The sequence below is a fragment of the Enterococcus sp. 5B3_DIV0040 genome (assembly GCF_002140755.1).
Lineage (GTDB): Bacteria > Bacillota > Bacilli > Lactobacillales > Enterococcaceae > Enterococcus_D > Enterococcus_D casseliflavus.
The window spans coordinates 2,126,410-2,147,869 of sequence record NZ_NGLC01000001.1 but is presented as its reverse complement, the minus strand read 5'-3'; the positions used below and the strand labels follow the sequence as shown (position 1 = coordinate 2,147,869).

Genomic DNA, 21,460 nt, shown 5'->3' with positions numbered 1-21,460 from the left:
TGTGATCATTTAAATCATGACGTAGGCTAGGGGGTAACTGAGGAGCTTAAGTGTTCGTGGACCAAAACCCAGTTTCCTTCGATCTTTTCAAAAACATTCGTGGCTCTACCCGAGCCTTCAATAAATTCTTCATTCAGAAAACCTTCATAGTGATACGTATAAAGACAGACTGCGGATTGAGCAGATTTGTGGAGCCATTGTACATCTGAAATATGATAATGTTCGTCTTTGATTAAGTCCCAAGCATTCTCAAAATATTGGCAAATTTCCATAAGTGTTCGACAGGTTGCATCAGAAAAGTAATAGATCGCCTGTTTTCCAAGGAATGGCTGAACTTGACGAAAATCGTGGGTATTGGTTGCTTGAATATAGCCTTCAAGAGCTTGTTCCGGTGTGTGGATACGCGCACTTCCTTTCGCAAATAGATAAGGATAGTGTATCAAGGAAACCGAAAACTGTGAACCCTTCTTCTCACTGACTATGTAAATAAGAAACGTCGGAACTTCTCCGACAAAGGGAAGAAAACCATGCAGCACAAAAGCACAGTCTGGAACAACAAAATGACTAGTAGATTGATCGTTTCAAATCGTGAATAAAGATAGAAGTGGATCAGCCATTCGAAGACATTGACAAAGACTAAATAAAGGTAGTGCGCTTTTTTGACTTTGCAGTTTTTTAACCAATAATAGCTTAAGTAATAATCCAGCAAGATCATCAATAATAGAAAAAGTTTGCTGAAAGCCGTCAGATTGTCATGCTGCGAGGCGAGTTTTTGAAAAAACAGCAAAAGGGTTGGTGTCGGAATATAAATGATCAATAAGGATAGGAAAAAATAGACAATAAAGGGCATAGTCATTCCTCCAATCTGTTATTAAAAAAACATAGATAAACTAACAGATTTATTGAGAGCCGTCAACTGGTTGTTTATCGAAAAATTCGATAATGATGGGTAGCGTTGCTTGGAGGAAAAGGTTCAAAGGACAGTCGGTGGTAGCAAAGGATGATCGCGAGATATCCAAAAGAAAGACTCCCTTTTACGAGAAAAGGGAGCGGAGGAGCTGCTTCATGGGGTATATTTATGCCCATGTCTCGTTGAGCTTATCGGCATAAAACAAAAGTGCCTGTCGGTAAGACTGGATGTCTGGATCGCTAGAGGTTTCGGCAAGCAGGGTCAATAATCGTTTAGTGGCTTGCTCATACTCGGCGAGATTAAACAGTGTCATGGCATAGAAGGTTTGCAAAGCATGATTTTTTGGAAATAGCTTCATCGCTTGTAAAAACACGTCTTCGGCTTTTTGATAATTGCCGAGGGCACGATAGGTGCTGCCTAGACCTAGGTAGGCATCTGGCAAGTCGTTTTCTGATAACCCTAACGCGATTGCTTGCTCATAATAAGGAATTGCCTGTTGTTCTTCCCCTAAAAGATCATAACTCCAAGCCGTTTGGTACTGCACAAAGGCATCTTGGGGATTTTCGGCAGCTAATTGAATCAATTGTTCATTTGATTGTTGCAGTTTTTTTTCAGCCCGAAGTTGGATCGCAGCAGCTAGTCGTTCATTCATTGGTTGGAAGCTCCTTTTCAAATAGTAGAAAATGACTTAGATAACTTGCAAGCATAGCTAAGGGGAAAGATCTGCCCAGCTTTCACCCGCAAAAGAAAAACCGCATGCTTCATACAGCTTGTAGGCTGGCTGGTTTTCAACCGTTACTACCAGGTAAAGGTGAGTGAGTTCCATGCCTTTTGCTCGATGGACCACTTCCTTCATCAGCAACTTGGATAAGCCGTTGCCTTTAAAGGCTGCGCCCATAACGACAAATAATAGCAGGGGAAGCTCTTGAAACGTGCTGGTTACTACGGCACCGATAGGATGATCATCCTTTTGTAACTGAAAAGAAAGCCCTGGAATCAAGGGACCGTATTTTCCGTCAGTGGTCTCTCTCAGCTCTCTTTGCCAGTCAGCAAGCGATTCCCCTTCGTCATCTGTCGTTTCATGATAGGCGGAATAAAAAAGCTCTGCGACATTTCGAGAATTCGGGAGAAAAGGCTCAAAAGAAAGGGCGGATTCTTGTAAAGTTTTGGGGGCATGTTGTAAGTCACAAGCCATAATGATTCGTTTCATAGAAGCACTCCTCTCAGCTCGTTTCATTTATTATAGCAGAGCCAAGCTTTTTCACGCTCGTTTTTTTCTAATGAAAGCCCAGATCCAACGACTTCCTTCGTAGATTGCAGTGAAGACAGCTACCAGAAACAAAAACGACATGTAGTGGATCAAAAAAGCGAGCTGAAACCATAAGCCATAGACCATCGGCAGGACGACAAGCAAACAAAGAACCAATTCGATGTTTCGCTTTCTTCTAATTTGAAACCAACGTTCATCTGACATCCTTTTTTCCTCCTGTTCATTCTTTACACACACACTTCGTTAAATCTCCATCTTTATATAAAATAATCGATAGAGTTGCGATATTTTGATTAAAAAACTAGAAAATTGATTTATTTTTTGGTAATCTTGAAGATAAGATTAGAAATAGCTGTTGTTTTTTATTTTGACTGATTTTCCCACGAAAGACAAGGTGAGCACAATGGAAAGAAAACCGATGTATTTAAAAAATGGGCTTCCTTTAACAATGGAACCAGGTAAAATTTACACATGCCTTTATCGAGGCGGTTATTTCATTTGTGAAGAAAAGGGCCAACCGCTGCCACCGATAAAAAGAGAAGCGAAATAAGCGAACTTCTCACTTAAGATTTGTCAGGGATCGAATGGGTTGTTGGAACTGTTATCTCCTTTTGGGTACCAATCAAATGATGTCTAGCATTTTCAAAAAATCTCAACGTTCTTCATTCATACCATTCTAAGTCTTAAATTGATTTTGACCGATTTCAATTTAGTAAGAACAATCCGATCCCTGGCAAATGTTAGGTGGAAAGTTGGGCAGGTAGTAAGTGAATCAGTAATAGGTGAAAAACGGTTTTTTCTCACAAAAGATGATTTCACTTGAATAGAACGCCGTTTTTTGCTATAATAGTCCAGGAATTGAAAAATAAAATAGACAAAGGTTGAGCATTTTTTATGCTTCAAGGATCAGGTTTGCCAAGGGGTGAGGCAAACATTCTTGGAGGAATGCTGGCCTTTTTTCATATCAGCATACTTCTTCGTGAGGTATGCTTTTTTTGTTTATTTTTCAGTTGAGAATACAAATCATTATAGGAGGGGAATCGATGAGAGAAGCTTTGACTCGTTTACGAGAAGCAGAAGAAGCCAATGAACAGCAATTGCGCGCTTTGAAAAAAGAATTGCAGTCGGAAGAAGCGCAGCAGCAACAAGCATTGCAAGAGCGATCAGCCGCTTTGGAAGAGGCGCTTGCTCAAGAACAAGCAACAATCGAAGAGCAGTTGCAACAGTCACTAGCAGCACAAAAGCAGCAGCTGGCAAAAGAGAACCAGCAAGTGTTAGATCGTTACCAAAAAAATATGCAAAGCTTCCAAGAGCAAGCGGTTCAACAGATCGTTGAAGGAGTGATCGGGACTTATGGCAGTAACCAAACTAAATAAACTAACGTTGATCACCCCGAAGCACTACCAAGAAAGGTTATTGACGAAGCTGCAAACGATGCAGTTTGTTGAAATCGAGAACGTATTTGAGCAGGAAGCGAACGAAACTTGGCTGCGGGAATTTTTTGCAGGAGCCACCCCAGAAGGTGCTTCTCATCAACCAATGATTCGTCGACTGCAAGAAGCGATCCGCTTTATTCGTCAAAATGGTGATGCGAAAAAAGGCACGGAGTGGCAACGAGATGCCTTGCGGCTGTCGGACTTTGAAGCAAGCTTCGATGAAGCAGCAGCATTAACGGAGCTGGTTGAAGTCGAGAATTTGCAGGAGCGCTGGGTAGAGACGATCGAAGCGATCGAAGCAGCGACTCAGACGGAAGAATGGGCGACACAATGGCAAAATCTTGACGTACCCTTGGAGATCGAAGCGCCTGCACATACAAGTTTTTTTGCTGGGAGTGTCGAAGGCCCACGCTGGGAAGATCTAGCTGAAGCCTTGCGTCAATTGGAAGAGGTTCATATCGAAGTGATCTATTCTGAACCCAAAAAAGTCAATTTCAGCTGCCTGTTTTTAACGGCGATCGAAGAGCAAGTGTTCCAATTGTTTCACCGATATGGGGTGAAGAAAGAAACTGGCCTGACATCCGAATCACCAAAAGTGGTTTTGCAAAATGCGAAACAAGCCTTGACTTCCTTGACGCAGCAGCGCAAAGAACTGATTACAGAAATCAGTCAGCACAAACAACGGCTGATCCTGCTGCAGCAAGCGGAAGAACTGTTTTTGACTCGTGAGAATCGGGCAATGATGCAACAGCGCTTAGCAGCTGGTCAGACCTTTGCCCTCTTGCGCGGCTGGATCGAAGAAAAGGATCAGCCGTTAGTGGCGGAAATGGTCCAAGAATCCTTTGCCAACGAGATTTACTATTCATTTGAAGAACCCACTGCAGAGGAGATCGCTGCCAATCGAGTGCCAACGAAACTAAAAAACGCCTCGTTTATTCAACCCTTTGAAATGTTGACGGAAATGTACAGCTTGCCAAAATACGATGAGATCGATCCAACCCCATGGATGACGCCTTTTTACTATGTTTTCTTTGGTATGATGGTGGCTGACTTAGGTTATGGTGCATTAATGGCTGTAGCGACCACGATTGGGCTACACGCCTTGCGTTTGCCCAAAGGGACCAAACGGTTTCTGAAATTGTTCCAGATTTTGTCTGTGCCAACTATGATTTGGGGCGCAATCTACGGCTCCTTCTTTGGTGCTACATTGCCCTTCCAACTTTTATCGCCCTCCGAAGATTTTATGGCGATCTTTGGTCTATCCATGATTTTTGGTGGCATCCAACTGTTTACAGGCCTTTATTTAGCAGCCAAAGAAAATATCCGCAAAAAGGATCTTTTAGGTGCAGTCAACGAAGGCTTTGCGTGGCTAGGACTTTTGAGTGGTCTTTTAGTGGCAGCCGCAGGCAATCTTTTGATCGATGTCCCAGCACTAACAACCGTCGGCTTGATTTTAGCAGGCTTTAGTGCCTTATTGATCATCGTGGTACCGATTCTGAAAGGGAAAACCAAAGTGGGCGGCTTCTTTTTAGGCTTGTATGACTTGTACGGTGTGACCAGTTACATCGGCGACTTTGTCAGCTATAGCCGCTTGATGGCATTAGGGATCTCTGGTGGGAGTATCGCAGCAGCCTTCAACTTATTGGTGGGCTATTTGCCGCCAGCCGCTCGTTTTTCTGTGGGCATTCTCTTATTAGTTGTCCTACAAGCTTTAAACATCTTTTTATCGTTACTGAGTGCGTATGTGCATGCCGCTCGTTTACAATATGTAGAGTTTTTCGGAAAATTTTTCACTGGTGGGGGGCGCCAATTTGAAACCTTTAAGCCAAGTGAGAAATACGTTGATTTTGATAAAGAAAATGGAGGAGACAATAAATGATTGATTACTTAATTAATAACAATGGTGGTATGGTGTTTGCAATTATCGGAATGGGGATCGCTACGATCTTTTCTGGGATCGGTTCAGCCAAAGGGGTGGGCCAAACTGGTGAAGCAGCGGCAGCCTTAACGACGAATCAGCCGGAGAAGTTTGGACAAGCCTTGATTTTACAATTGCTTCCCGGAACGCAAGGACTTTACGGATTCGTTATTGCGTTTATGATCTATGGTAGCTTAAGTGGTGAAATGTCGACAGTGACTGGTATGGCGTACTTGATGGCCTCACTGCCAGTTGCCTTTACTGGCTTATTCTCAGGAATGGCCCAAGGGAAGGTCGCTGCAGCTGGGATTCAAATTTTAGCGAAGAAACCAGAGCATTTCTTTAAAGGGGTCATGTTCTCAGTAATGGTTGAGATGTATGCCATCTTAGGCTTTGTTATTTCTTTCTTACTTTTAGGAACGATTTAAAGGGGGCGAAGGTATGGATGCAATCGACAAAATGATTGCTGAACTAGACCAAGAAGCGCAGACAAAACGGGAACGTTTGGCTGCCGCTGAACGTGCTAGGATCAGTGAAACGATGGCACGTGACTGGGCGAAAAAAGAGTCGGACTTGCAGCTTCGTGCCCAGCAAGCAAAAAAGCAAGCCGAAAAAAATTATCAGCAAGCGCAAAATCGCCAAGCAAGTGCCGCTAAGCAGCAGCAAATGGTGAAACAAAACGAATACCTGACACAACTTTTTGAGCAAGCGTATCAACAAATGGTTGCCTGGACGCCAGAAGAGCTGCAGTCATTTGCTGAAAATGTGCTGCAACAGCTGCCGATCAGCGGGACGGTGACCTTCCACGCTGGTCCTGAGCAAGCAGCCCATCTAGATGCCGCTTGGCTTACGTCTTGTCAATCAAAACTACCGTATCAAATCAAAGCAGGCGCACCATTGACAGAAGCAGGCTTTTTGGTGGATGACAACGGCATTCAATACAATTTTACCTATCAGGTTTTGCTTGATGAATACAAGAAAGAAACCCGGGAACGGTGGTTGCAGATCATACAACAAGGAGGTTGATCCATGAGGAACTATCATCAATTGAATCCAATCATTCGGCTGAAAGAGATGACGTTGCTAAAGCCGCAAGAAGTCGAACAAATGATTGCGGCAAAAGGGTTTGCTGAAGTCGAAGCTGTCTTGCAGCAGACCCATTATCAACGCTATTTAAAGCCAGATTTTCATGAACGATTCGAAACCTATCTCGATGAAGAATTGTTAAAGACGATCAAAGAATTGGCCGAGCTGGTTTCTGATCAAGAGATCCTCCGACTGTATATGATGCCTTTTACTTTCCATAATCTAAAAGTCTTGACCAAAGAGTCAGTCACTGGAAAAGATTATGATCATCTACTGATCGAAGATGGTTTTTACACGATCGATGAGTGTCGGACCGCCATCAAAACGGGAACCTCAGAGGTATTGCCTGAGAAAATCGTGACTACGATCCAAGAAGTGCGGGAGTACTTAGAAGGCGGCGCCGTGCTGCAAGGCATCGATATCATTTACGATCGCCGGTATTTACATGAACAACGGCGACTGGCAGATGAAATCAAGATCCCTGAGCTACAAGAAGCTGTCATCAAGATGATCGATCTGACCAATATAACGATTGCCGCTCGTTGTGTACTTCAAAAACGATCGCGCAGTTTTATGGAGGCAGTCCTAGTGAGTGTCGGCAGTATCCCGAAAGAAGAATTTTTAGCGTTTGCGGATGCGTCCTATAGTGACTTTTTAGCCTTCTTATTAGAAAGTGATTATCAGGAAGTATTGCGGCCTTTGATTCATGAACAGGTGATCGACTTTGCTGGCTTGGCACTTTTACAAGACAATTTGATCACAGAAAGCTATGGCCAAGCCCAAACAGATGCTTTAGGACCACTGCCTTTACTCGCATTTTTGAATGCTAAGGTTTTGGAACTGCAAAATCTGCGTATCTTGCTAGTAGGCAAACGCAGTGGCTTTACGGAAGAACAACTCAGAGAAAGGATGCGGCACTATGACTCATAAAATCGGCGTAATCGGCGAGAAAGAATCCGTCATTCCTTTTCAACTATTTGGCTTTCAGGTCTGCTATGCCTCAGAAGAAAAAGAAGTGAAGCAGGCGCTGGCAAAATTAATGAAGAACAGTACGATCATCTACCTGACTGAAAAATGTGCCGAGCTGATTCCCGATGAATTAGCAAAAGTCCAACAAAAAATGACACCTGCAGTCATCTTGATTCCTGATTATGATGGTTCCCGAGGAATCGGCAAGCGAATGATTCAAGAAAATGTCGAAAAAGCAGTTGGACAAAACATACTATAGAGAGGAGCCGATGTTGTGGAAAAAGGAACAATTATTAAAGTATCTGGTCCATTGGTGCTAGCCAAAAATATGGGCCATGCAAGTTTAGAAGATATCTGTTATGTAGGAGATTTAGGCGTGGTCGGTGAGATCATCGAAATGCGCGGCGACGTCGCTTCGATCCAAGTCTATGAAGAAACGTCTGGGATCGGACCTGGTGAACCAGTCGAAACCACCGGTGAACCGCTATCCGTCGAATTGGCGCCTGGGATCATGTCACAAATGTTTGATGGCATCCAACGTCCCTTAGAAACCTTCATGTCTGTCACCCAAAGCAACTTCTTGACGCGTGGGGTGCAATTGCCTGCGTTGGATCATGAGAAAAAGTGGCCCTTTGTACCGACAGTCGAAGTCGGCGAAGTAGTCAGTACCGGGATGGTCATCGGCACCGTGCAAGAAACACCGTTGATCAATCACAAGATCATGGTTCCTCATGGCGTTTCAGGAACAGTCAAGGCTGTTTATGCGGGGGAATTTACCATCGATGAAACGATTTATGTTTTAGATACACCCAAAGGAGAACGGTCTTTCACGATGCTGCAAAAATGGCCCGTTCGTCATAGCCGTCCAGTAAAGCAAAAACTGAATCCAGTCGAACCAATGATTACTGGTCAGCGAGTGATCGACACCTTCTTTCCAATCGCTAAAGGCGGGGCGTCAGCCGTTCCAGGACCTTTTGGTGCAGGGAAAACTGTCGTTCAGCACCAAATCGCCAAATGGGCGGATGTCGATCTGGTCGTCTATGTCGGCTGCGGCGAACGCGGCAATGAAATGACCGATGTAATGAACGAGTTTCCAGAGTTGATCGACCCCCGTAGTGGTGAATCTTTAATGGCGAGAACCGTGTTGATCGCTAATACCTCCAATATGCCGGTAGCCGCTCGGGAAGCGTCGATTTATACTGGGATCACGATTGCGGAATACTTCCGAGACATGGGGTATTCAGTGGCGATCATGGCGGATTCCACCTCACGTTGGGCAGAAGCACTGCGAGAAATGTCTGGTCGTCTGGAAGAAATGCCTGGGGATGAAGGGTATCCAGCTTACTTAGGCAGCCGCTTGGCAGAGTATTATGAGCGTTCTGGAAAAGCGATTTGCTTAGGTTCTGATCAAGAAGGCAGTATCACTGCCATCAGCGCCGTTTCACCATCAGGCGGCGATATTTCAGAACCAGTTACCCAAAATACGTTGCGGGTCGTTAAAGTCTTTTGGGGCTTAGATGCCACCTTAGCGCAAAAGCGTCATTTTCCATCGATCGATTGGTTGAAGAGCTATTCTTTATACGAAAATGAATTGGGTGCCTTTTTGGACCAACAAATGCAAGTGGATTGGTCCAAACAAGTAACAGAAGCCATGCGGATGCTGCAAAAAGAATCTGAGTTGTCAGAGATCGTTCGACTTGTCGGCATCGACGCTTTGTCCGAAAAAGATCAGTTATTGCTGGAAACCACCAAATCATTGAGAGAAGATTTCTTGCAGCAAAACGCTTTTGACGACGTCGATACGTTTACCTCTCGTGAAAAGCAGTTCAAAATGCTGGAAACGATCTTGCTGCTCCACAAAGAAGCGGAAGATGCGTTGACACTAGGTGCGTATCTTTCAGAAATCTATGCAGGAACCGAAGAATTGCGAGACAAAGTGGCACGTATGAAGTACTTGCCTGAAACGGAATTAGCAAAAATTCCTGCTTTGCATCAAGAGATCAAAGCAACGATGAAAGAAATTTTACAGAAAGGAGACCGCACCGATGATCAAGGAATATAAAACGATTGGAGAAGTCGTCGGACCATTGATGGCCGTCGATCGCGTCTCCGGTGTCAAATACGAAGAGTTGATCGAAGTCCGCATGCAAAACGGCGAAACGCGGCAAGGACAAGTACTGGAGATCCAAGAAGACAAAGCGTTGGTCCAAATTTTTGAAGGAACCGGCGGGATCAATTTGCGGGAATCTGCGGTGCGTTTCTTAGGACATCCTTTGGAATTAGGCGTTTCCGAGCAAATGATCGGGCGAGTCTTTGACGGTTTAGGTCGGGTCAAAGATGGCGGAGTAGAGATCGTCCCAGAAAAATTTATGGACATCAACGGCGAAGTGATCAATCCAGCAGCGCGGGATTATCCTGATGAGTTTATTCAAACGGGGATCTCATCGATCGACCACTTGAATACGCTCGTTCGGGGACAAAAGCTGCCGATTTTTTCTGGTTCTGGTCTGCCTCATAAAGAATTGGCTTCGCAAATTGCGCGTCAAGCACAAGTATTGAACTCGGAAGACGATTTCGCTGTTGTGTTTGCTGGCATCGGGATCACCTTTGAAGAAGCAGAATATTTCATGGAAGATTTTCGTCAAACTGGCGCCATCGACCATTCTGTCGTCTTTATGAATCTAGCCAATGACCCAGCGATCGAGCGGATCGCTACTCCCCGAATGGCACTGACGGCAGCCGAATACTTGGCTTATGAAAAGGGCATGCATGTCTTGGTGATCATGACGGATATGACCAACTACTGTGAAGCTTTGCGGGAGATCTCCTCTGCTCGTCGTGAAGTGCCAGGACGTCGGGGCTATCCTGGGTATCTTTATACCAATCTATCCACGTTATATGAACGTGCGGGACGGATTCGCGGCTTGAAAGGTTCAGTGACCCAGCTGCCGATTTTGACCATGCCAGAAGATGACAAAACCCATCCGATTCCCGATTTGACCGGCTATATCACCGAAGGACAAATCATCTTGTCTCGTGATTTGTATAAAAACGGCATCCAGCCGCCCATCGATGTCTTGCCGTCATTGTCACGGTTAAAAGATAAAGGGACCGGTGAAGGCAAAACACGTAAAGACCATGCCGCAACAATGAACCAGTTGTTTTCTGCCTATGCTCAAGGAAAGCAAGCCAAGGAATTGGCAGTCGTTTTAGGAGAATCGGCATTGTCGGAAGTAGATAAAACCTATGCCAAATTTGCGGAACGCTTCGAAAATGAATACTTGAACCAAGGGTATCGCACCAACCGTTCGATTATCGAAACCTTGGAATTAGGCTGGGAATTATTGGCGATGCTGCCAAAAGTCGAGCTGAAGCGGATCAGCGATGCCCTACTGGCGGAATACTTACCGGGAGAGGAGAACAATGGCGCAAAAAACCGTTAATCCAACCCGCATGGAGCTGTCGCGCCTCAGCAAACAATTGGCGACAGCCAAACGCGGACACAAATTATTAAAAGACAAACAAGACGAACTCATGCGTCAATTTATTGAATTGATCAAAAAGAATGACCGCTTGCGTAAAGAAGTCGAAGAACAATTGCAGCGTGCCATGAAGGCATTTCGCTTAGCCAATGCCACGATCAATGAAAAATACATTGAAGAAATGTTTATTTTACCAGCAACTGAAGTCTCCCTTGAGTTATCCACGAAAAATATCATGAGTGTGGAAGTGCCGGTGATGCATTTTGATTACGACGATACGGTGATGCAAGCGCCGATCGAGTACGGCTTTTTGAATTCCAATGTTCCGTTAGATAATGCTGTCGCCCGTTTTACCGACGTTATGCCGAAGCTGTTGGAGCTAACGGAAATCGAAAAGACCTGTCAATTGATGGCAGGGGAAATCGAACGGACGCGCCGACGCGTCAATGCCCTAGAATATTTGACGATTCCCGAGCTGGAAGAAGCCATTTATGGAATCAAAATGCGGCTGGAAGAAAATGAACGAGCAAACGTAACAAGAATGATCAAAGTGAAGAATAAATCAAAATAAAATGGTATGATAAGAGAAAAAACAAATGCAATAAACTTGGATTACTAAGACATTGGTTTTTGCAAAAGGTCAAAGGAAATGAAAATGAAAAAAAGAAATCGTTTGAAAAAAAAGCTGGCATCGCAACGCTTTTTGATTCCGCAGATCGTCACACTGGTCTTCGTTTTGCTGATATTGGCAGGAACTGGCTTGCTAATGCTGCCGGCTGTCACCCAAAGTGGTGAAGGCACCAACTTTTTAGATGCGCTGTTTACTGCCACATCGGCTGTTTGCGTGACGGGTCTTTCGACCTTGACCGTAGCCGATCATTACAACCTGTGGGGCCAAGGGATCTTGCTGATGCTGATTGAGATCGGTGGGATCGGCTTCATGTCGATTCCCGTCTTCTTTTACATCTTGGCGAGAAAAAGAGTCCATCTTAGTACTCGGATGATTTTGCGGGAATCATTGAATCTGGACCGAATGTCTGGAGAAATCCATTTGGCATGGTACCTGATTCGGATCGCCTTTTTGATCCAAGTCAGTGGGATCATCTTGCTGGCTTTTGCATTCGTGCCCCGTTTTGGTTGGGAGCAAGGCCTTTGGTACAGTGTTTTTCATGCGATCTCGGCCTTTTGTAATGCTGGGTTTGATTTGTTCGGCAACAGCATGGTAGGGTTTCAAAACGACCCATTTGTGCTGGGGGTCATCAGTTTCTTGATCATCGCAGGTGGTCTGGGATTTCTCGTTTGGTTCGATCTCCTGCATACGGCGTCCAAAAAACGGTCCCTGCATAGCCGCTTGGCATGGATCGCTATGATCGTTTTGGTGGTTTTTGGAACGGCAGGGTTCTTTTTGACCGAAGCCAATTCACAGTTGATCACGGGTGATTCGGTCATCGAACGTTTTTTCCAATACCTCTTCTTAGCGGTCACCCCAAGAACCGCTGGGTTTTTCAGTATTGATTACGGACAAATGAGTCAAGCAGGCTTGATGCTGACGATGATTTTCATGTATATCGGCGGCACCTCTGGATCAACTGCTGGGGGATTGAAGACAACGACATTTGCGGTCTTGATCATCAAGATCCGCAGCTTATTGAAAGGGCGCAGTCGAGCGGAAGTTTTTGGTCGCACGATCAAAGAATCTGCTGTATCGCGTGCCTTTACGTTGTTCTTCCTTACCTTGACGTTATGCTTCGTAGCGATTTTCTTATTGTCGATCACTGAGAATATGCCGCAAACCCCAAACTTTGGGTTGCCAACCATTGCCTTTGAAGTTTTTTCCGCTTTTGGAACGGTGGGGTTGACCATGGGGTTGACGCCTTACTTGTCGGTTTTTGGCAAACTTTTGATCATTTTTTTGATGTTCATTGGTCGAGTCGGCATCATGACCGTTGCTTTTTCATTGATGAAAAAAGCCAACAAACAAGAAGCTGGCTACAAATATCCTGATGAAACCGTGATGATCGGGTAACGAAACAGGGAAACGAAGCACGCTTCGTTTCCCTGTTTTTCGTTTATTGAAGTACTTCTAACATCACATCTCGTTGGTCATCGCTGACATTTCCCGCATAGTTCGGCGTGATCAAGGATAGACCACCCTCCTTATTTGTAAATAGGTACAGGTTGTGGCTAAAATCAGGATTTCCATTGGAAGTGATCCCTTTTGCAAAGGTCAATTGAGTGTTCACTTTTACGGTGCGAATCCCATTGTCATTTGCTGAAAAGATGCGAATCTCTTTGGTTGCGATCGTATCGACTTGTGCTTCATAGCATGCGCTGTCGTCGATCGAAATGATCAATGGGCTCGTATTTTGAATCGTGACAGCATCTGGTACATTGACGCCATGGAAATAAAAAGTCAGTGAAGGGCCATATTGGGAAAGATCAACGGCATATGGAAACTCGTTGGTGGATACTGAGCTTGCTGTCGTTTGCGTTGCGTCAGAGTGGTCCGTCGATTGCTGGCTTGAGGTTGAAGTTTCTGAAGTAGAGGTTGACGCTAAGGAGCTGCTTTCAGTCGTTTGCATCGTCGTACTTTGTTTGCTTACAGTAGACACATGACTTTGGCTTAGCTCGCTGGTTGATTGCGCGGTATCTTTTTCGTTGTTACAGCCTGTCAAAAGCCCCACACTGACCAGCGTCAGTGTCCCAATCAAAGAAAATGTTTTTTTCATCGTTTGTTTCATCCTTTCCTTCGAATACTAAAACATCTAAAAAAAACAAATTATTGTGTGAAAATGCACAATTTTGTTGATATAGTGTTTAAATATTCTTTGGTGTTAAAGATATTGTAGTCCAGAACACTGAAAAAGAATAGGGATATTTTGCTGAATTTTTCGTCAATTCTATCATAAAATATTCATGAATGCCCGCAGCAGCTGGTTAGTTTTGTATAATAAAGTGTTAGCCATTTCTGGCGACTTGCGTAACGCAGGGATCTAGATTAAAATACCTTGGTATAGAAGAATGGGTGGTGAAGAGGATGGAAAAAGAACGGATGGGGCAATGGTTAGCCTTTACGAATCAGCATCAAGCGATCGAAGCTCGTTTGGAGCAAGCCCTCAAAGCAGAAAGCAATCTGTCTTTGAATGAGTATTACGTGCTTTATTACTTAGAAAAGACCCCCAATCATAGCATGCGCCTCAATGATTTGATCGCCCATTTTGATCTGAGTCAAAGTGCGATGTCACGTATGATTATGCGCATGGAAGACAAGCTGTGCGGTGTGATCGAACGGCATTCTTGTCAAGATGACAAGCGGGGGATCTATATTGATTTGACCCAATTAGGGGAAAAGAAACTGCAGCGTTCAAAAGTCGTTTTTGAAAAAGTCTTGGAGGAAATGCTAGACTAATGATGTTTTTCACTTGTTTTCTCCTTGATTCTTTTGTAATATAGATGCATGTGCATGTATATTTTGATAAAGGGAAAAAAGATGCACCGATTTGCTTTAAGGATCTCCTTGAAAAACTAAGCCAGTCAGATCCAAAAAGCGAAATGAATCCAATGGAAAAGGTGGGAAACCCATGCGAAATGTAACAGACAAAGCAACATTTAAGCGCGGATTGCAGTTGAAAAATCGAATCATTATGGCACCAATGACGACCAAGATGTCCTTCTTTGATGGGGTGATTACGAAAGATGAGTTGGCTTACTATGGCTTACGCTCTGGGGAAGTCGGAGCAGTCATCACAGCGGCAGCCAATGTCCAAGAAGATGGCAAGGGCTGGGAAGGGGAATTAGGCGCTTACGACGATGCCTTTTTACCTGGATTAAGTAAATTAGCCAGCACCATCAAAACCAATGGGACCAAAGCTATTTTACAGATTTTTCATGCCGGTCGGATGACGGATGACTCGGTCCTACGAGGAACACAACCGATTTCTGCCAGCGCAGTTGCTGCCGAACGACCAAATGCCCAGGTTCCCCGAGAAGTCACAGTAGATGAGATTTTAACGATTATTGAAAACTTTAAAAAAGCTACCGAACGGGCGATCAAGGCGGGGTTTGATGGCGTAGAACTCCACGGAGCCAATACGTATTTGATCCAACAATTCTTTTCTCCGCACTCAAATCGTCGATCCGATGAATGGGGTGGCTCACTAGAGAACCGTTATCGTTTTATTGAGAAGCTCGTCGATGAAGTATTGGAAACAGTGGACCAATCAGGTGTGAAGGAGTTTATCGTTGGTTATCGTTTTTCACCGGAAGAATTCGAAGAACCAGGAATTCGCTTTGAAGATACGTTGTTCTTAGTGGACCAACTGGCAGAAAAAGGATTAGACTATCTGCACATCTCCCTTGCGGATTATACCCGCAAATCGATTTCAAAAGCGTACCAAGCAAAATCGATGTTGGCGTATGTCTATGAAAAAATCGCTCAGCGGGTTCCTTTGATTGGTGTAGGGGATGTCCGAACATCGAAAGATGCCGCGGGATTGCTAGAACATGCAGACTTTGTAGCAGTGGGCCGGGCATTGTTGATCGATCCTCATTGGGGACAAAAAGTCTTAGACGGTCAAGATGCGTTGATCCGCACCACAGTTTCTACTTACGAACGTGAGGAACTCGTATTACAAAACGGCGTTTGGGGTTTTATGGAAAACATGATGCCAGATCGCCTAAATGAAGAAAAATAAGCAGACAACCACCTTTGCCTTGGGCGAAGGTGGTTTTTTGATAGAAGGGGAGGAACGATCCGATTATTTTCAATTATGAACATCATTCTTTATAATTGATGTAATGGTAAGCGTTTGCTTTATTTTTATACTGATGGGGATGAGGAGAGAATCATATTGGAGGGAGAAAAATGAAAAAAAGTAGCTTGTTTTTGCTAGTAATTGTCACAGGGGTGTTGTTCGCTGGTTGTGGAGGAAATCAAGAAACAGCAGATTCACAAGATTTTGCCAGTACAGATGAGAATACGCTGACTGTTTGGGCTTGGGACACAAATTTTAATATTCCAATTATGGAAAAAGCTGGGGAATATTACAATGCGGACAATGATGCAATCGACCTTAATGTCGTCGAGATGTCCAACGAGGATACCAAGCAAAAAATGGTTTCATCCTTTACTTCAGGGGTCTCCGAAGGTTTGCCAGACATCGTTTTGATGGATGACTATGATGTGCAGAACTATTTGCTGAACTACGAAGGAAAATTTGCAGAATTATCGGAAGACATCGACTTTGATCAATTTGCTCCTTACAAAGTAACGAATGCGACCTATCAAGAAGGCATTTATGCGGTTCCCTTTGATTCAGGTTCTGCTGGACTCTACTACCGCAAAGATTATTTAAGTGAAGCGGGGATCGATGAAAGTGAACTCACCAATCTAACCTGGTCCAAATTTGTGGAGATTGGTGAGACAGTCAAAGAAAAAACGGGGAAATGGTTCGTTGCGTTTATTCCAAATCGCGGCACTCATTATATCCAGATGGCGATGCAGTCAGCCGGATTATGGTATTTTGATGAAGACGGAAACATATTTTTGAAAGACAATCCTGCTATTCGTGAAATGCTGCCGATCCTGAAGACGATCGAAGAAAAAGAGTTGGCAAAACCAGTAGATTATTTTGCGCCAGAAGGGATCGGTGCAGTGACGAGTGGAGAAGTGGCAGCAGTCAATTCAGCCATCTGGTTTTCTGCGACGATCCGATCCGCAGAAGATCAAAAAGGAAAATGGGGCTATACGAATCTTCCTCAATTAGAGACAGTGTCTGGAGCGACACCTTACTCGAACTTGGGTGGCTCTAGCTGGTTGGTGCTCAATGACTCACCAAATAAAGCGTTGGCCATTGATTTTCTCAAACAAGAATTTGCTGGAAATGATGAATTCTATCAAGAGATTTTAGTAGAAAATGGGGCAGTGGGGACTTACCTACCCTCACAAGAAGGAGAAGCTTATCAATATGAAGATCCTTTCTTTAATGACGCCCCAATCTATAAAGATTTCTCCAGTTGGATGGCGGACATCCCCGCCGTTGATTACGGGGTAAATACCCAAGCGGCAGTGGATGCCTTGCGTGGGGGAATGCAAAGCTATTTTGATGGTGCCATGTCATTAGATGACATGTTGACGGAAGCAGAAAACACCTACAAGATGCAAGTCGGCGAATAGCCGACTTGTGTTACTTAAGGAGTGATGAATATGCAAAATACGATCAGAAAAAAGCGCCCCAAAAACCAACAAGTCTGGGGATTTATTGGCCTTTCTTTAGTATTCAGTAGTGTCTTTTTGCTGTATCCCATCGTCTATTCCTTATACCTTTCCCTGCATCGGATGCAGGGACTACAATCGGTTTTTGTCGGCTTCGGCAATTACCTACGCATGCTGCAGGATACGATTTTTCAAAAAGCTTTACTCAATAATTTTATCTTTCTGATCTTTCAAGTACCGATCATGGTGTTGTTGGGTCTTCTGCTAGCGTTTGTTTTGAACACGCCGAAGCTTGTAGGACGCTCCTTCTTTAAATTGGCGTTGTTTCTACCCTGTGTCACCTCGCTGGTTTCCTATGCAGTTTTATTTAAAATGATGTTTCAAATTGGTGGGATCGTTAATCAAGGGCTGTTGAACATTGGCTTGATCACGCAACCGCTGGATTGGCTAAATAATGCGCTTCTAGCAAAACTGACCGTTATTATTGCCCTGTGCTGGCGTTGGACAGGCTATAACATGATTTTTTATTTGGCAGGATTGCAAAATATCTCGGATGACACTTTAGAAGCTGCTGCGATCGATGGGGCGAATGGGTTTCAAAAGTTCTTTTTCGTAGTGATCCCGCAACTGAAGCCGGTGATCGTTTTCACAACCATCACCTCCACCATTGGGACGATCCAGCTCTTTGATGAAGTGGTGAATCTAACAGGTGGTGGCCCCTCCAATGAGACGTTGACTGTCGCTCAACTGATCTATAATCACTCCTTTGTCTATACGTCAAATTTTGGGTATTCGGCTACGCTGTCGTGGGTCTTAGTGATCATCATCGCTCTTTTATCTGTGATCCAGTTGAAACTCGCGAAAACGAATCAATAAAAGCGATAGAAAGGAGCAGCTATGAAAGTTACTTTAAGTGGATGCATAAAATATGGATTTTTACTGATCGTCTCGTTTTTTTCGATTTTTCCGTTTTACTGGATGATGGTGGGCTCTACCAATACCGCCAATCAAGTTGCCGAAGGGAAGCTGACTTTTGGGAATCAGCTAGCAAGCAATTTTCAGGTGCTGTTCAGCAATTACGACATCCCATTGATCATGTGGAATTCCATCAAGATTTCATTGATCACCGTCCTCGTCAGTCTACTGGTCACTTCTTTGGCTGCCTTTGGATTTGAGAAGTTTCGAACGCGGGCGAGTGAAGGGATTTATGCGGTTTTTCTGTTATGTATGATGGTGCCACTGGCAACTTTGGTGATCCCTTTGTTTAAGATGATGGCAGGAATGCAGCTAGTCAATCAGCACGTGGCGGTCATTTTGCCATTGGTCAATAACCTGTTTCTGATTTTCTTTTTTCGCCAGAACTTCAAGTCTTTTCCTGACGGTATTTTAGATGCGAGTCGCATCGAGGGGGCAACAGAGTACACGATATTTTTCCGAATCGTTTTTCCTATGATGCGCTCGACCTATGCTGCCGCTGCCATCTACGCCTTTATGAACGCATGGAACAGTTATTTGCTACCCTTGGTCTTTTTGCAAACGGAAAGTCGTCAAACCATGACATTGCTGATTTCCAATTTATCGTCAGCCAGTTACGTACCAAATTATGGCGTTCAAATGCTGGCGATCGTGATTGCAACGATCCCAACGTTGGTATTGTTTTTGTTTATGCAAAAAGGTTTTGTGAAAGGCATGACCGGTTCTTTGAAACTATAAGTAGCAATAACCAGCTTGGCTACTTCTCCAAAAGGTTGGGGAAGGCTTAACGCAGGGGGTGAAATAGCTTTCCCCAGATAAAAAACAATTGCAGTGAGAGGCATTATTTTAATAAATAGTCAAACAATTCAGAATCATTCATTTTTCTTACAAAAAGATAGCGCAAGTCGAGTTGATTGATAAAAAAACAATCAGTTGTTAGACTTAATTCAGGTTAAAAAAACAAAAAGGGGATGTAATGATGAAAAGAGGATTTAGAAATTATTTAGGTTCAGATGAGCGGGAGGCAGGCTATAATTTGTCTTGGGGGTCTATCTTTGCAGGGGTCGTAACATTTATCGCATTGTTCATGACACTGTCAATGATTGGCTCAGCAATCGGTTTTGGTATGGTGGAACCAACCTCTAATAACCCATTAGATGGTGTTGGGACAGGATTATTGATTTGGACAGTGATTACCTTCGTCTTGGCATTATTCGGTGCTGGTTTTGTTTCTGGTGTTGCTGCTCGACGTGTCGGATTGGTTCATGGTTTCTTAACATGGGCAACAAGTATGATCGTGATGATGGTTATGCTCTCTTACTTAACGATCGGTGCTTTTTCTGTAGTTGGTTCACTTTTAGGAAACGTTGCTTCTGCTGTCGGCAGTGGTGTTGAAACAGTGGCCTCTGGTGCTGGCGATGTCGCTTCAAAAGCCTTCGATGAAATAACAGGAAACATGGAAGACGTCAATACAGATGAATTACAAGCGAACGTCAATGATGTTTTACAAGATACCGATGTTCCTGAATTGCAACCAGACTATTTGCAAAATCAATTGTCTGATGCGACAAACGACATCAAAGATGCCGGCAAAGACATTGCAACCAATCCAAATGATGCTGATAAAATCATTGATGATTTAGCAAGCAAATTACAAGATCGTGCTACAACGATCGGTGATTCAGTGGATGAAGAAGCAATTTCAAATGCGGTCGCTCAAAATACTGATTTAAGCCAACAAGAAGCAGAAGAAGCAACCAATAACATTGTCACTGGTTTGCAAGATGCTTCTGATGAAGCGCAAAAACAAATCGAAAATGCACAACAAAATCTTGAACAAGCCAAACAAGACATTGACCAAGCAGTGGAAGACGCTCGTCAAAAAGCGGAAGAAGCAAGTGATGCAACAGCCAAAGCATCCATTTGGGGCTTTGTGGCAATGGTCTTAGGACTCGTTCTTACGTCAATTGGTGGTATGGTGGGTGCAAACTTAGTCAAAACTGCTGACCACGAAAATCGTATCTAATTCACCTCTCACAAAGAGAGTTAGTGATCCATAAACCATTGAACAGCGTTCTGCCAAAGACTCAAATGGCAGCAGCGCTGTTTTCTGCTTTTAAACAAGCGGTTAAAAATCCCCATTGACGAGTGATTTTTCTCATGCTACACTGGCTCTGAGGATTGTTACCGCTTTAGGCGGGCTATACCTATTTTTTTGTGTGAAGAAATCTAAAGAAGAATAGGGTCGTTAAAATGAACGTAACAAAAGTGATCAATAACAACATTGTGATTTCTGAGAATGAGGAAAAACAAGAATTGGTCGTCATGGGCAAAGGCTTAGGCTTTAAGAAAAAGCCAGGCGATGTGATCGACGATACCAAGATTGAAAAAGTCTATCTCAGTACACAAGAGTGGAATGTCACAAAACTAACCCAATTACTTTCTTCTATCCCTATCGAACATATTCAAGCAGCGAATGAGATCATCAGTTTTGCAAAAGTTTCCCTTGGGAAAAAATTGAGCGAAAAATTGTTTCTGACGCTGACCGATCATATCAATTATGCTATCGAGCGCTATCAAAATGGCATGGAAATCAAAAATGCCTTGCTATGGGAGATCAAGCGGTTTTATAACCATGAATACCTCATTGGCAAAGAAGCGTTATCGATTATCAAAAATCGCTTGGCGATCGAGCTGCCAGAAGATGAAGCCGGCTTCATTGCATTGCACATCGTTAATGCGGAGTTGGATATGGCGCAGGTCAGTCAAGTATCGGAAATGGCGAAGATCATTCAGCATATCCTAAACATCGTTAAATATCATTTTTCAATGGAGCTTGATGAGTATTCATTGAACTACGAACGCTTTGTGACCCATTTGAAATTTTTTGTCCAGCGCTTATTCAGCGGAACAAAGCTCGATGATGCAGGAACCGGCAGTTTTATTTTTATGTTGAAAGACCGCTATATGAAGGAATATGCGTGTGCGCTGAAAATCAGCGACTACATCAACAAAGAGTTCGGTAGACCGTTAGAAGAAGACGAATTGATCTATTTAACTATACACATCAAACGAATAACAAGTGCTTAGGATTGTTACTGGATTGGCAGGCTATACCTAAATGAACTCCCAAGGGGTTCGTTTAGGTATTTTTTTATGTTTTGACACACGAAAAGCAAACGAAGGACCAAAATAGGAGG

General features: G+C 43.7%; 23 protein-coding genes and 1 other annotated feature. Of the genes, 17 read left to right on the top strand and 6 right to left on the bottom strand.

The features are described from left to right. Positions 1-26: 26 nt before the first annotated feature. The 5 genes from A5883_RS10095 to A5883_RS10070 form a co-directional block, all read right to left on the bottom strand. Positions 27-443, bottom strand: coding sequence for a YybH family protein (locus tag A5883_RS10095; protein WP_086338470.1), 417 nt, complete (start codon positions 441-443; stop codon positions 27-29). Positions 444-478: 35 nt separating this feature from the next. After that, positions 479-850 carry a hypothetical protein gene (locus A5883_RS10090; protein ID WP_074535041.1) on the bottom strand — a complete coding sequence of 124 codons (372 nt, stop codon included), beginning with the start codon at positions 848-850 and terminating at the stop codon, positions 479-481. Between the two features lie 226 nt (positions 851-1,076). Continuing rightward, positions 1,077-1,562 carry a tetratricopeptide repeat protein gene (locus A5883_RS10080; protein ID WP_086338469.1) on the bottom strand — a complete coding sequence of 162 codons (486 nt, stop codon included), beginning with the start codon at positions 1,560-1,562 and terminating at the stop codon, positions 1,077-1,079. Positions 1,563-1,619: 57 nt separating this feature from the next. Then, the gene (locus A5883_RS10075) at positions 1,620-2,147 is read right to left on the bottom strand and encodes a GNAT family N-acetyltransferase (protein ID WP_086338468.1); all 528 of its coding nucleotides are present in this window, start codon (positions 2,145-2,147) and stop codon (positions 1,620-1,622) included. 24 nt (positions 2,148-2,171) lie between these two features. Continuing rightward, positions 2,172-2,384: a hypothetical protein gene (locus A5883_RS10070; RefSeq protein WP_086338467.1), complete on the bottom strand. Its 213-nt coding sequence runs from the start codon at positions 2,382-2,384 to the stop codon at positions 2,172-2,174. 675 nt (positions 2,385-3,059) lie between these two features. Further along, positions 3,060-3,113: a sequence feature (sodium ion sensor (DUF1646 type); this cis-regulatory element may regulate processes involved in with the transportation of sodium ions), on the top strand. Between the two features lie 110 nt (positions 3,114-3,223). Here A5883_RS10070 and A5883_RS10065 point away from each other — a divergent pair. From A5883_RS10065 to A5883_RS10020, 10 genes are all read left to right on the top strand, one after another. After that, positions 3,224-3,556: a hypothetical protein gene (locus tag A5883_RS10065; RefSeq protein ID WP_015509344.1), complete on the top strand. Its 333-nt coding sequence runs from the start codon at positions 3,224-3,226 to the stop codon at positions 3,554-3,556. Further along, complete coding sequence (locus tag A5883_RS10060; RefSeq protein WP_086338466.1) at positions 3,534-5,495, top strand: V-type ATP synthase subunit I; 1,962 nt, start codon at positions 3,534-3,536, stop codon at positions 5,493-5,495. The genes A5883_RS10065 and A5883_RS10060 overlap by 23 nt, the downstream gene beginning before the upstream one ends. Then, the gene (locus tag A5883_RS10055) at positions 5,492-5,962 is read left to right on the top strand and encodes a V-type ATP synthase subunit K (protein ID WP_005225567.1); all 471 of its coding nucleotides are present in this window, start codon (positions 5,492-5,494) and stop codon (positions 5,960-5,962) included. Before A5883_RS10060 ends, A5883_RS10055 begins: the two co-directional genes overlap by 4 nt. A 13-nt stretch (positions 5,963-5,975) precedes the next feature. Next, complete coding sequence (locus tag A5883_RS10050; protein ID WP_086338465.1) at positions 5,976-6,560, top strand: hypothetical protein; 585 nt, start codon at positions 5,976-5,978, stop codon at positions 6,558-6,560. A gap of 3 nt (positions 6,561-6,563) precedes the next feature. Further along, the gene (locus A5883_RS10045) at positions 6,564-7,550 is read left to right on the top strand and encodes a V-type ATPase subunit (protein ID WP_086338464.1); all 987 of its coding nucleotides are present in this window, start codon (positions 6,564-6,566) and stop codon (positions 7,548-7,550) included. Continuing rightward, the gene (locus A5883_RS10040; protein ID WP_005225570.1) at positions 7,540-7,848 is read left to right on the top strand and encodes a V-type ATP synthase subunit F; all 309 of its coding nucleotides are present in this window, start codon (positions 7,540-7,542) and stop codon (positions 7,846-7,848) included. The genes A5883_RS10045 and A5883_RS10040 overlap by 11 nt, the downstream gene beginning before the upstream one ends. A 15-nt stretch (positions 7,849-7,863) precedes the next feature. Beyond that, on the top strand, positions 7,864-9,651 hold the full coding sequence (locus A5883_RS10035) for a V-type ATP synthase subunit A (protein WP_086292067.1): 1,788 nt from the start codon (positions 7,864-7,866) through the stop codon (positions 9,649-9,651). Then, a complete protein-coding gene (locus A5883_RS10030; RefSeq protein WP_010747828.1) occupies positions 9,635-11,032 on the top strand; it encodes a V-type ATP synthase subunit B in 1,398 nt (465 codons plus the stop codon). Before A5883_RS10035 ends, A5883_RS10030 begins: the two co-directional genes overlap by 17 nt. Further along, on the top strand, positions 11,013-11,642 hold the full coding sequence (locus tag A5883_RS10025) for a V-type ATP synthase subunit D (RefSeq protein WP_010747829.1): 630 nt from the start codon (positions 11,013-11,015) through the stop codon (positions 11,640-11,642). The genes A5883_RS10030 and A5883_RS10025 overlap by 20 nt, the downstream gene beginning before the upstream one ends. 78 nt (positions 11,643-11,720) lie before the next feature. Then, positions 11,721-13,097, top strand: a complete 1,377-nt coding sequence (locus A5883_RS10020) for a TrkH family potassium uptake protein (RefSeq protein ID WP_086338463.1) — start codon at positions 11,721-11,723, stop codon at positions 13,095-13,097. 43 nt (positions 13,098-13,140) lie between these two features. On the opposite strand, the gene A5883_RS10015 is transcribed toward A5883_RS10020, so the two are convergent. After that, complete coding sequence (locus tag A5883_RS10015; protein ID WP_086338726.1) at positions 13,141-13,800, bottom strand: hypothetical protein; 660 nt, start codon at positions 13,798-13,800, stop codon at positions 13,141-13,143. A 308-nt stretch (positions 13,801-14,108) separates the two neighbouring features. Here A5883_RS10015 and A5883_RS10010 point away from each other — a divergent pair, with 308 nt between their 5' ends. From A5883_RS10010 to licT, 7 genes are all read left to right on the top strand, one after another. After that, positions 14,109-14,480, top strand: a complete 372-nt coding sequence (locus A5883_RS10010) for a MarR family winged helix-turn-helix transcriptional regulator (protein ID WP_016608175.1) — start codon at positions 14,109-14,111, stop codon at positions 14,478-14,480. 172 nt (positions 14,481-14,652) lie between these two features. Further along, on the top strand, positions 14,653-15,765 hold the full coding sequence (locus A5883_RS10005) for an NADH-dependent flavin oxidoreductase (RefSeq protein ID WP_016608173.1): 1,113 nt from the start codon (positions 14,653-14,655) through the stop codon (positions 15,763-15,765). 170 nt (positions 15,766-15,935) lie between these two features. Next, positions 15,936-17,246: an ABC transporter substrate-binding protein gene (locus tag A5883_RS10000; protein WP_016608172.1), complete on the top strand. Its 1,311-nt coding sequence runs from the start codon at positions 15,936-15,938 to the stop codon at positions 17,244-17,246. 30 nt (positions 17,247-17,276) lie between these two features. Then, complete coding sequence (locus A5883_RS09995; RefSeq protein ID WP_176323970.1) at positions 17,277-18,161, top strand: carbohydrate ABC transporter permease; 885 nt, start codon at positions 17,277-17,279, stop codon at positions 18,159-18,161. 21 nt (positions 18,162-18,182) lie between these two features. Beyond that, complete coding sequence (locus tag A5883_RS09990) at positions 18,183-18,998, top strand: carbohydrate ABC transporter permease (protein WP_015509354.1); 816 nt, start codon at positions 18,183-18,185, stop codon at positions 18,996-18,998. Positions 18,999-19,239: 241 nt separating this feature from the next. After that, the gene (locus A5883_RS09985) at positions 19,240-20,286 is read left to right on the top strand and encodes a hypothetical protein (RefSeq protein ID WP_015509355.1); all 1,047 of its coding nucleotides are present in this window, start codon (positions 19,240-19,242) and stop codon (positions 20,284-20,286) included. A 227-nt stretch (positions 20,287-20,513) separates the two neighbouring features. Beyond that, positions 20,514-21,350, top strand: coding sequence for a BglG family transcription antiterminator LicT (gene licT / locus A5883_RS09980; RefSeq protein ID WP_010747835.1), 837 nt, complete (start codon positions 20,514-20,516; stop codon positions 21,348-21,350). The last annotated feature ends 110 nt before the right edge of the window (positions 21,351-21,460 follow it).

Bases quoted from the DNA above. Each gene is read 5' to 3' on its own strand.
- A5883_RS10090 (WP_074535041.1), bottom strand. From the start codon at position 850: ATGCCCTTTATTGTCTATTTTTTCCTATCCTTATTGATCATTTATATT.
- A5883_RS10080 (WP_086338469.1), bottom strand. From the start codon at position 1,562: ATGAATGAACGACTAGCTGCTGCGATCCAACTTCGGGCTGAAAAAAAA.
- A5883_RS10075 (WP_086338468.1), bottom strand. From the start codon at position 2,147: ATGAAACGAGCTGAGAGGAGTGCTTCTATGAAACGAATCATTATGGCT.
- A5883_RS10070 (WP_086338467.1), bottom strand. From the start codon at position 2,384: ATGTCAGATGAACGTTGGTTTCAAATTAGAAGAAAGCGAAACATCGAA.
- A5883_RS10065 (WP_015509344.1), top strand. From the start codon at position 3,224: ATGAGAGAAGCTTTGACTCGTTTACGAGAAGCAGAAGAAGCCAATGAA.
- A5883_RS10060 (WP_086338466.1), top strand. From the start codon at position 3,534: ATGGCAGTAACCAAACTAAATAAACTAACGTTGATCACCCCGAAGCAC.
- A5883_RS10055 (WP_005225567.1), top strand. From the start codon at position 5,492: ATGATTGATTACTTAATTAATAACAATGGTGGTATGGTGTTTGCAATT.
- A5883_RS10050 (WP_086338465.1), top strand. From the start codon at position 5,976: ATGGATGCAATCGACAAAATGATTGCTGAACTAGACCAAGAAGCGCAG.
- A5883_RS10045 (WP_086338464.1), top strand. From the start codon at position 6,564: ATGAGGAACTATCATCAATTGAATCCAATCATTCGGCTGAAAGAGATG.
- A5883_RS10040 (WP_005225570.1), top strand. From the start codon at position 7,540: ATGACTCATAAAATCGGCGTAATCGGCGAGAAAGAATCCGTCATTCCT.
- A5883_RS10030 (WP_010747828.1), top strand. From the start codon at position 9,635: ATGATCAAGGAATATAAAACGATTGGAGAAGTCGTCGGACCATTGATG.
- A5883_RS10025 (WP_010747829.1), top strand. From the start codon at position 11,013: ATGGCGCAAAAAACCGTTAATCCAACCCGCATGGAGCTGTCGCGCCTC.
- A5883_RS10020 (WP_086338463.1), top strand. From the start codon at position 11,721: ATGAAAATGAAAAAAAGAAATCGTTTGAAAAAAAAGCTGGCATCGCAA.
- A5883_RS10015 (WP_086338726.1), bottom strand. From the start codon at position 13,800: ATGAAAAAAACATTTTCTTTGATTGGGACACTGACGCTGGTCAGTGTG.
- A5883_RS10010 (WP_016608175.1), top strand. From the start codon at position 14,109: ATGGAAAAAGAACGGATGGGGCAATGGTTAGCCTTTACGAATCAGCAT.
- A5883_RS10005 (WP_016608173.1), top strand. From the start codon at position 14,653: ATGCGAAATGTAACAGACAAAGCAACATTTAAGCGCGGATTGCAGTTG.
- A5883_RS10000 (WP_016608172.1), top strand. From the start codon at position 15,936: ATGAAAAAAAGTAGCTTGTTTTTGCTAGTAATTGTCACAGGGGTGTTG.
- A5883_RS09995 (WP_176323970.1), top strand. From the start codon at position 17,277: ATGCAAAATACGATCAGAAAAAAGCGCCCCAAAAACCAACAAGTCTGG.
- A5883_RS09990 (WP_015509354.1), top strand. From the start codon at position 18,183: ATGAAAGTTACTTTAAGTGGATGCATAAAATATGGATTTTTACTGATC.
- A5883_RS09985 (WP_015509355.1), top strand. From the start codon at position 19,240: ATGAAAAGAGGATTTAGAAATTATTTAGGTTCAGATGAGCGGGAGGCA.
- licT (WP_010747835.1), top strand. From the start codon at position 20,514: ATGAACGTAACAAAAGTGATCAATAACAACATTGTGATTTCTGAGAAT.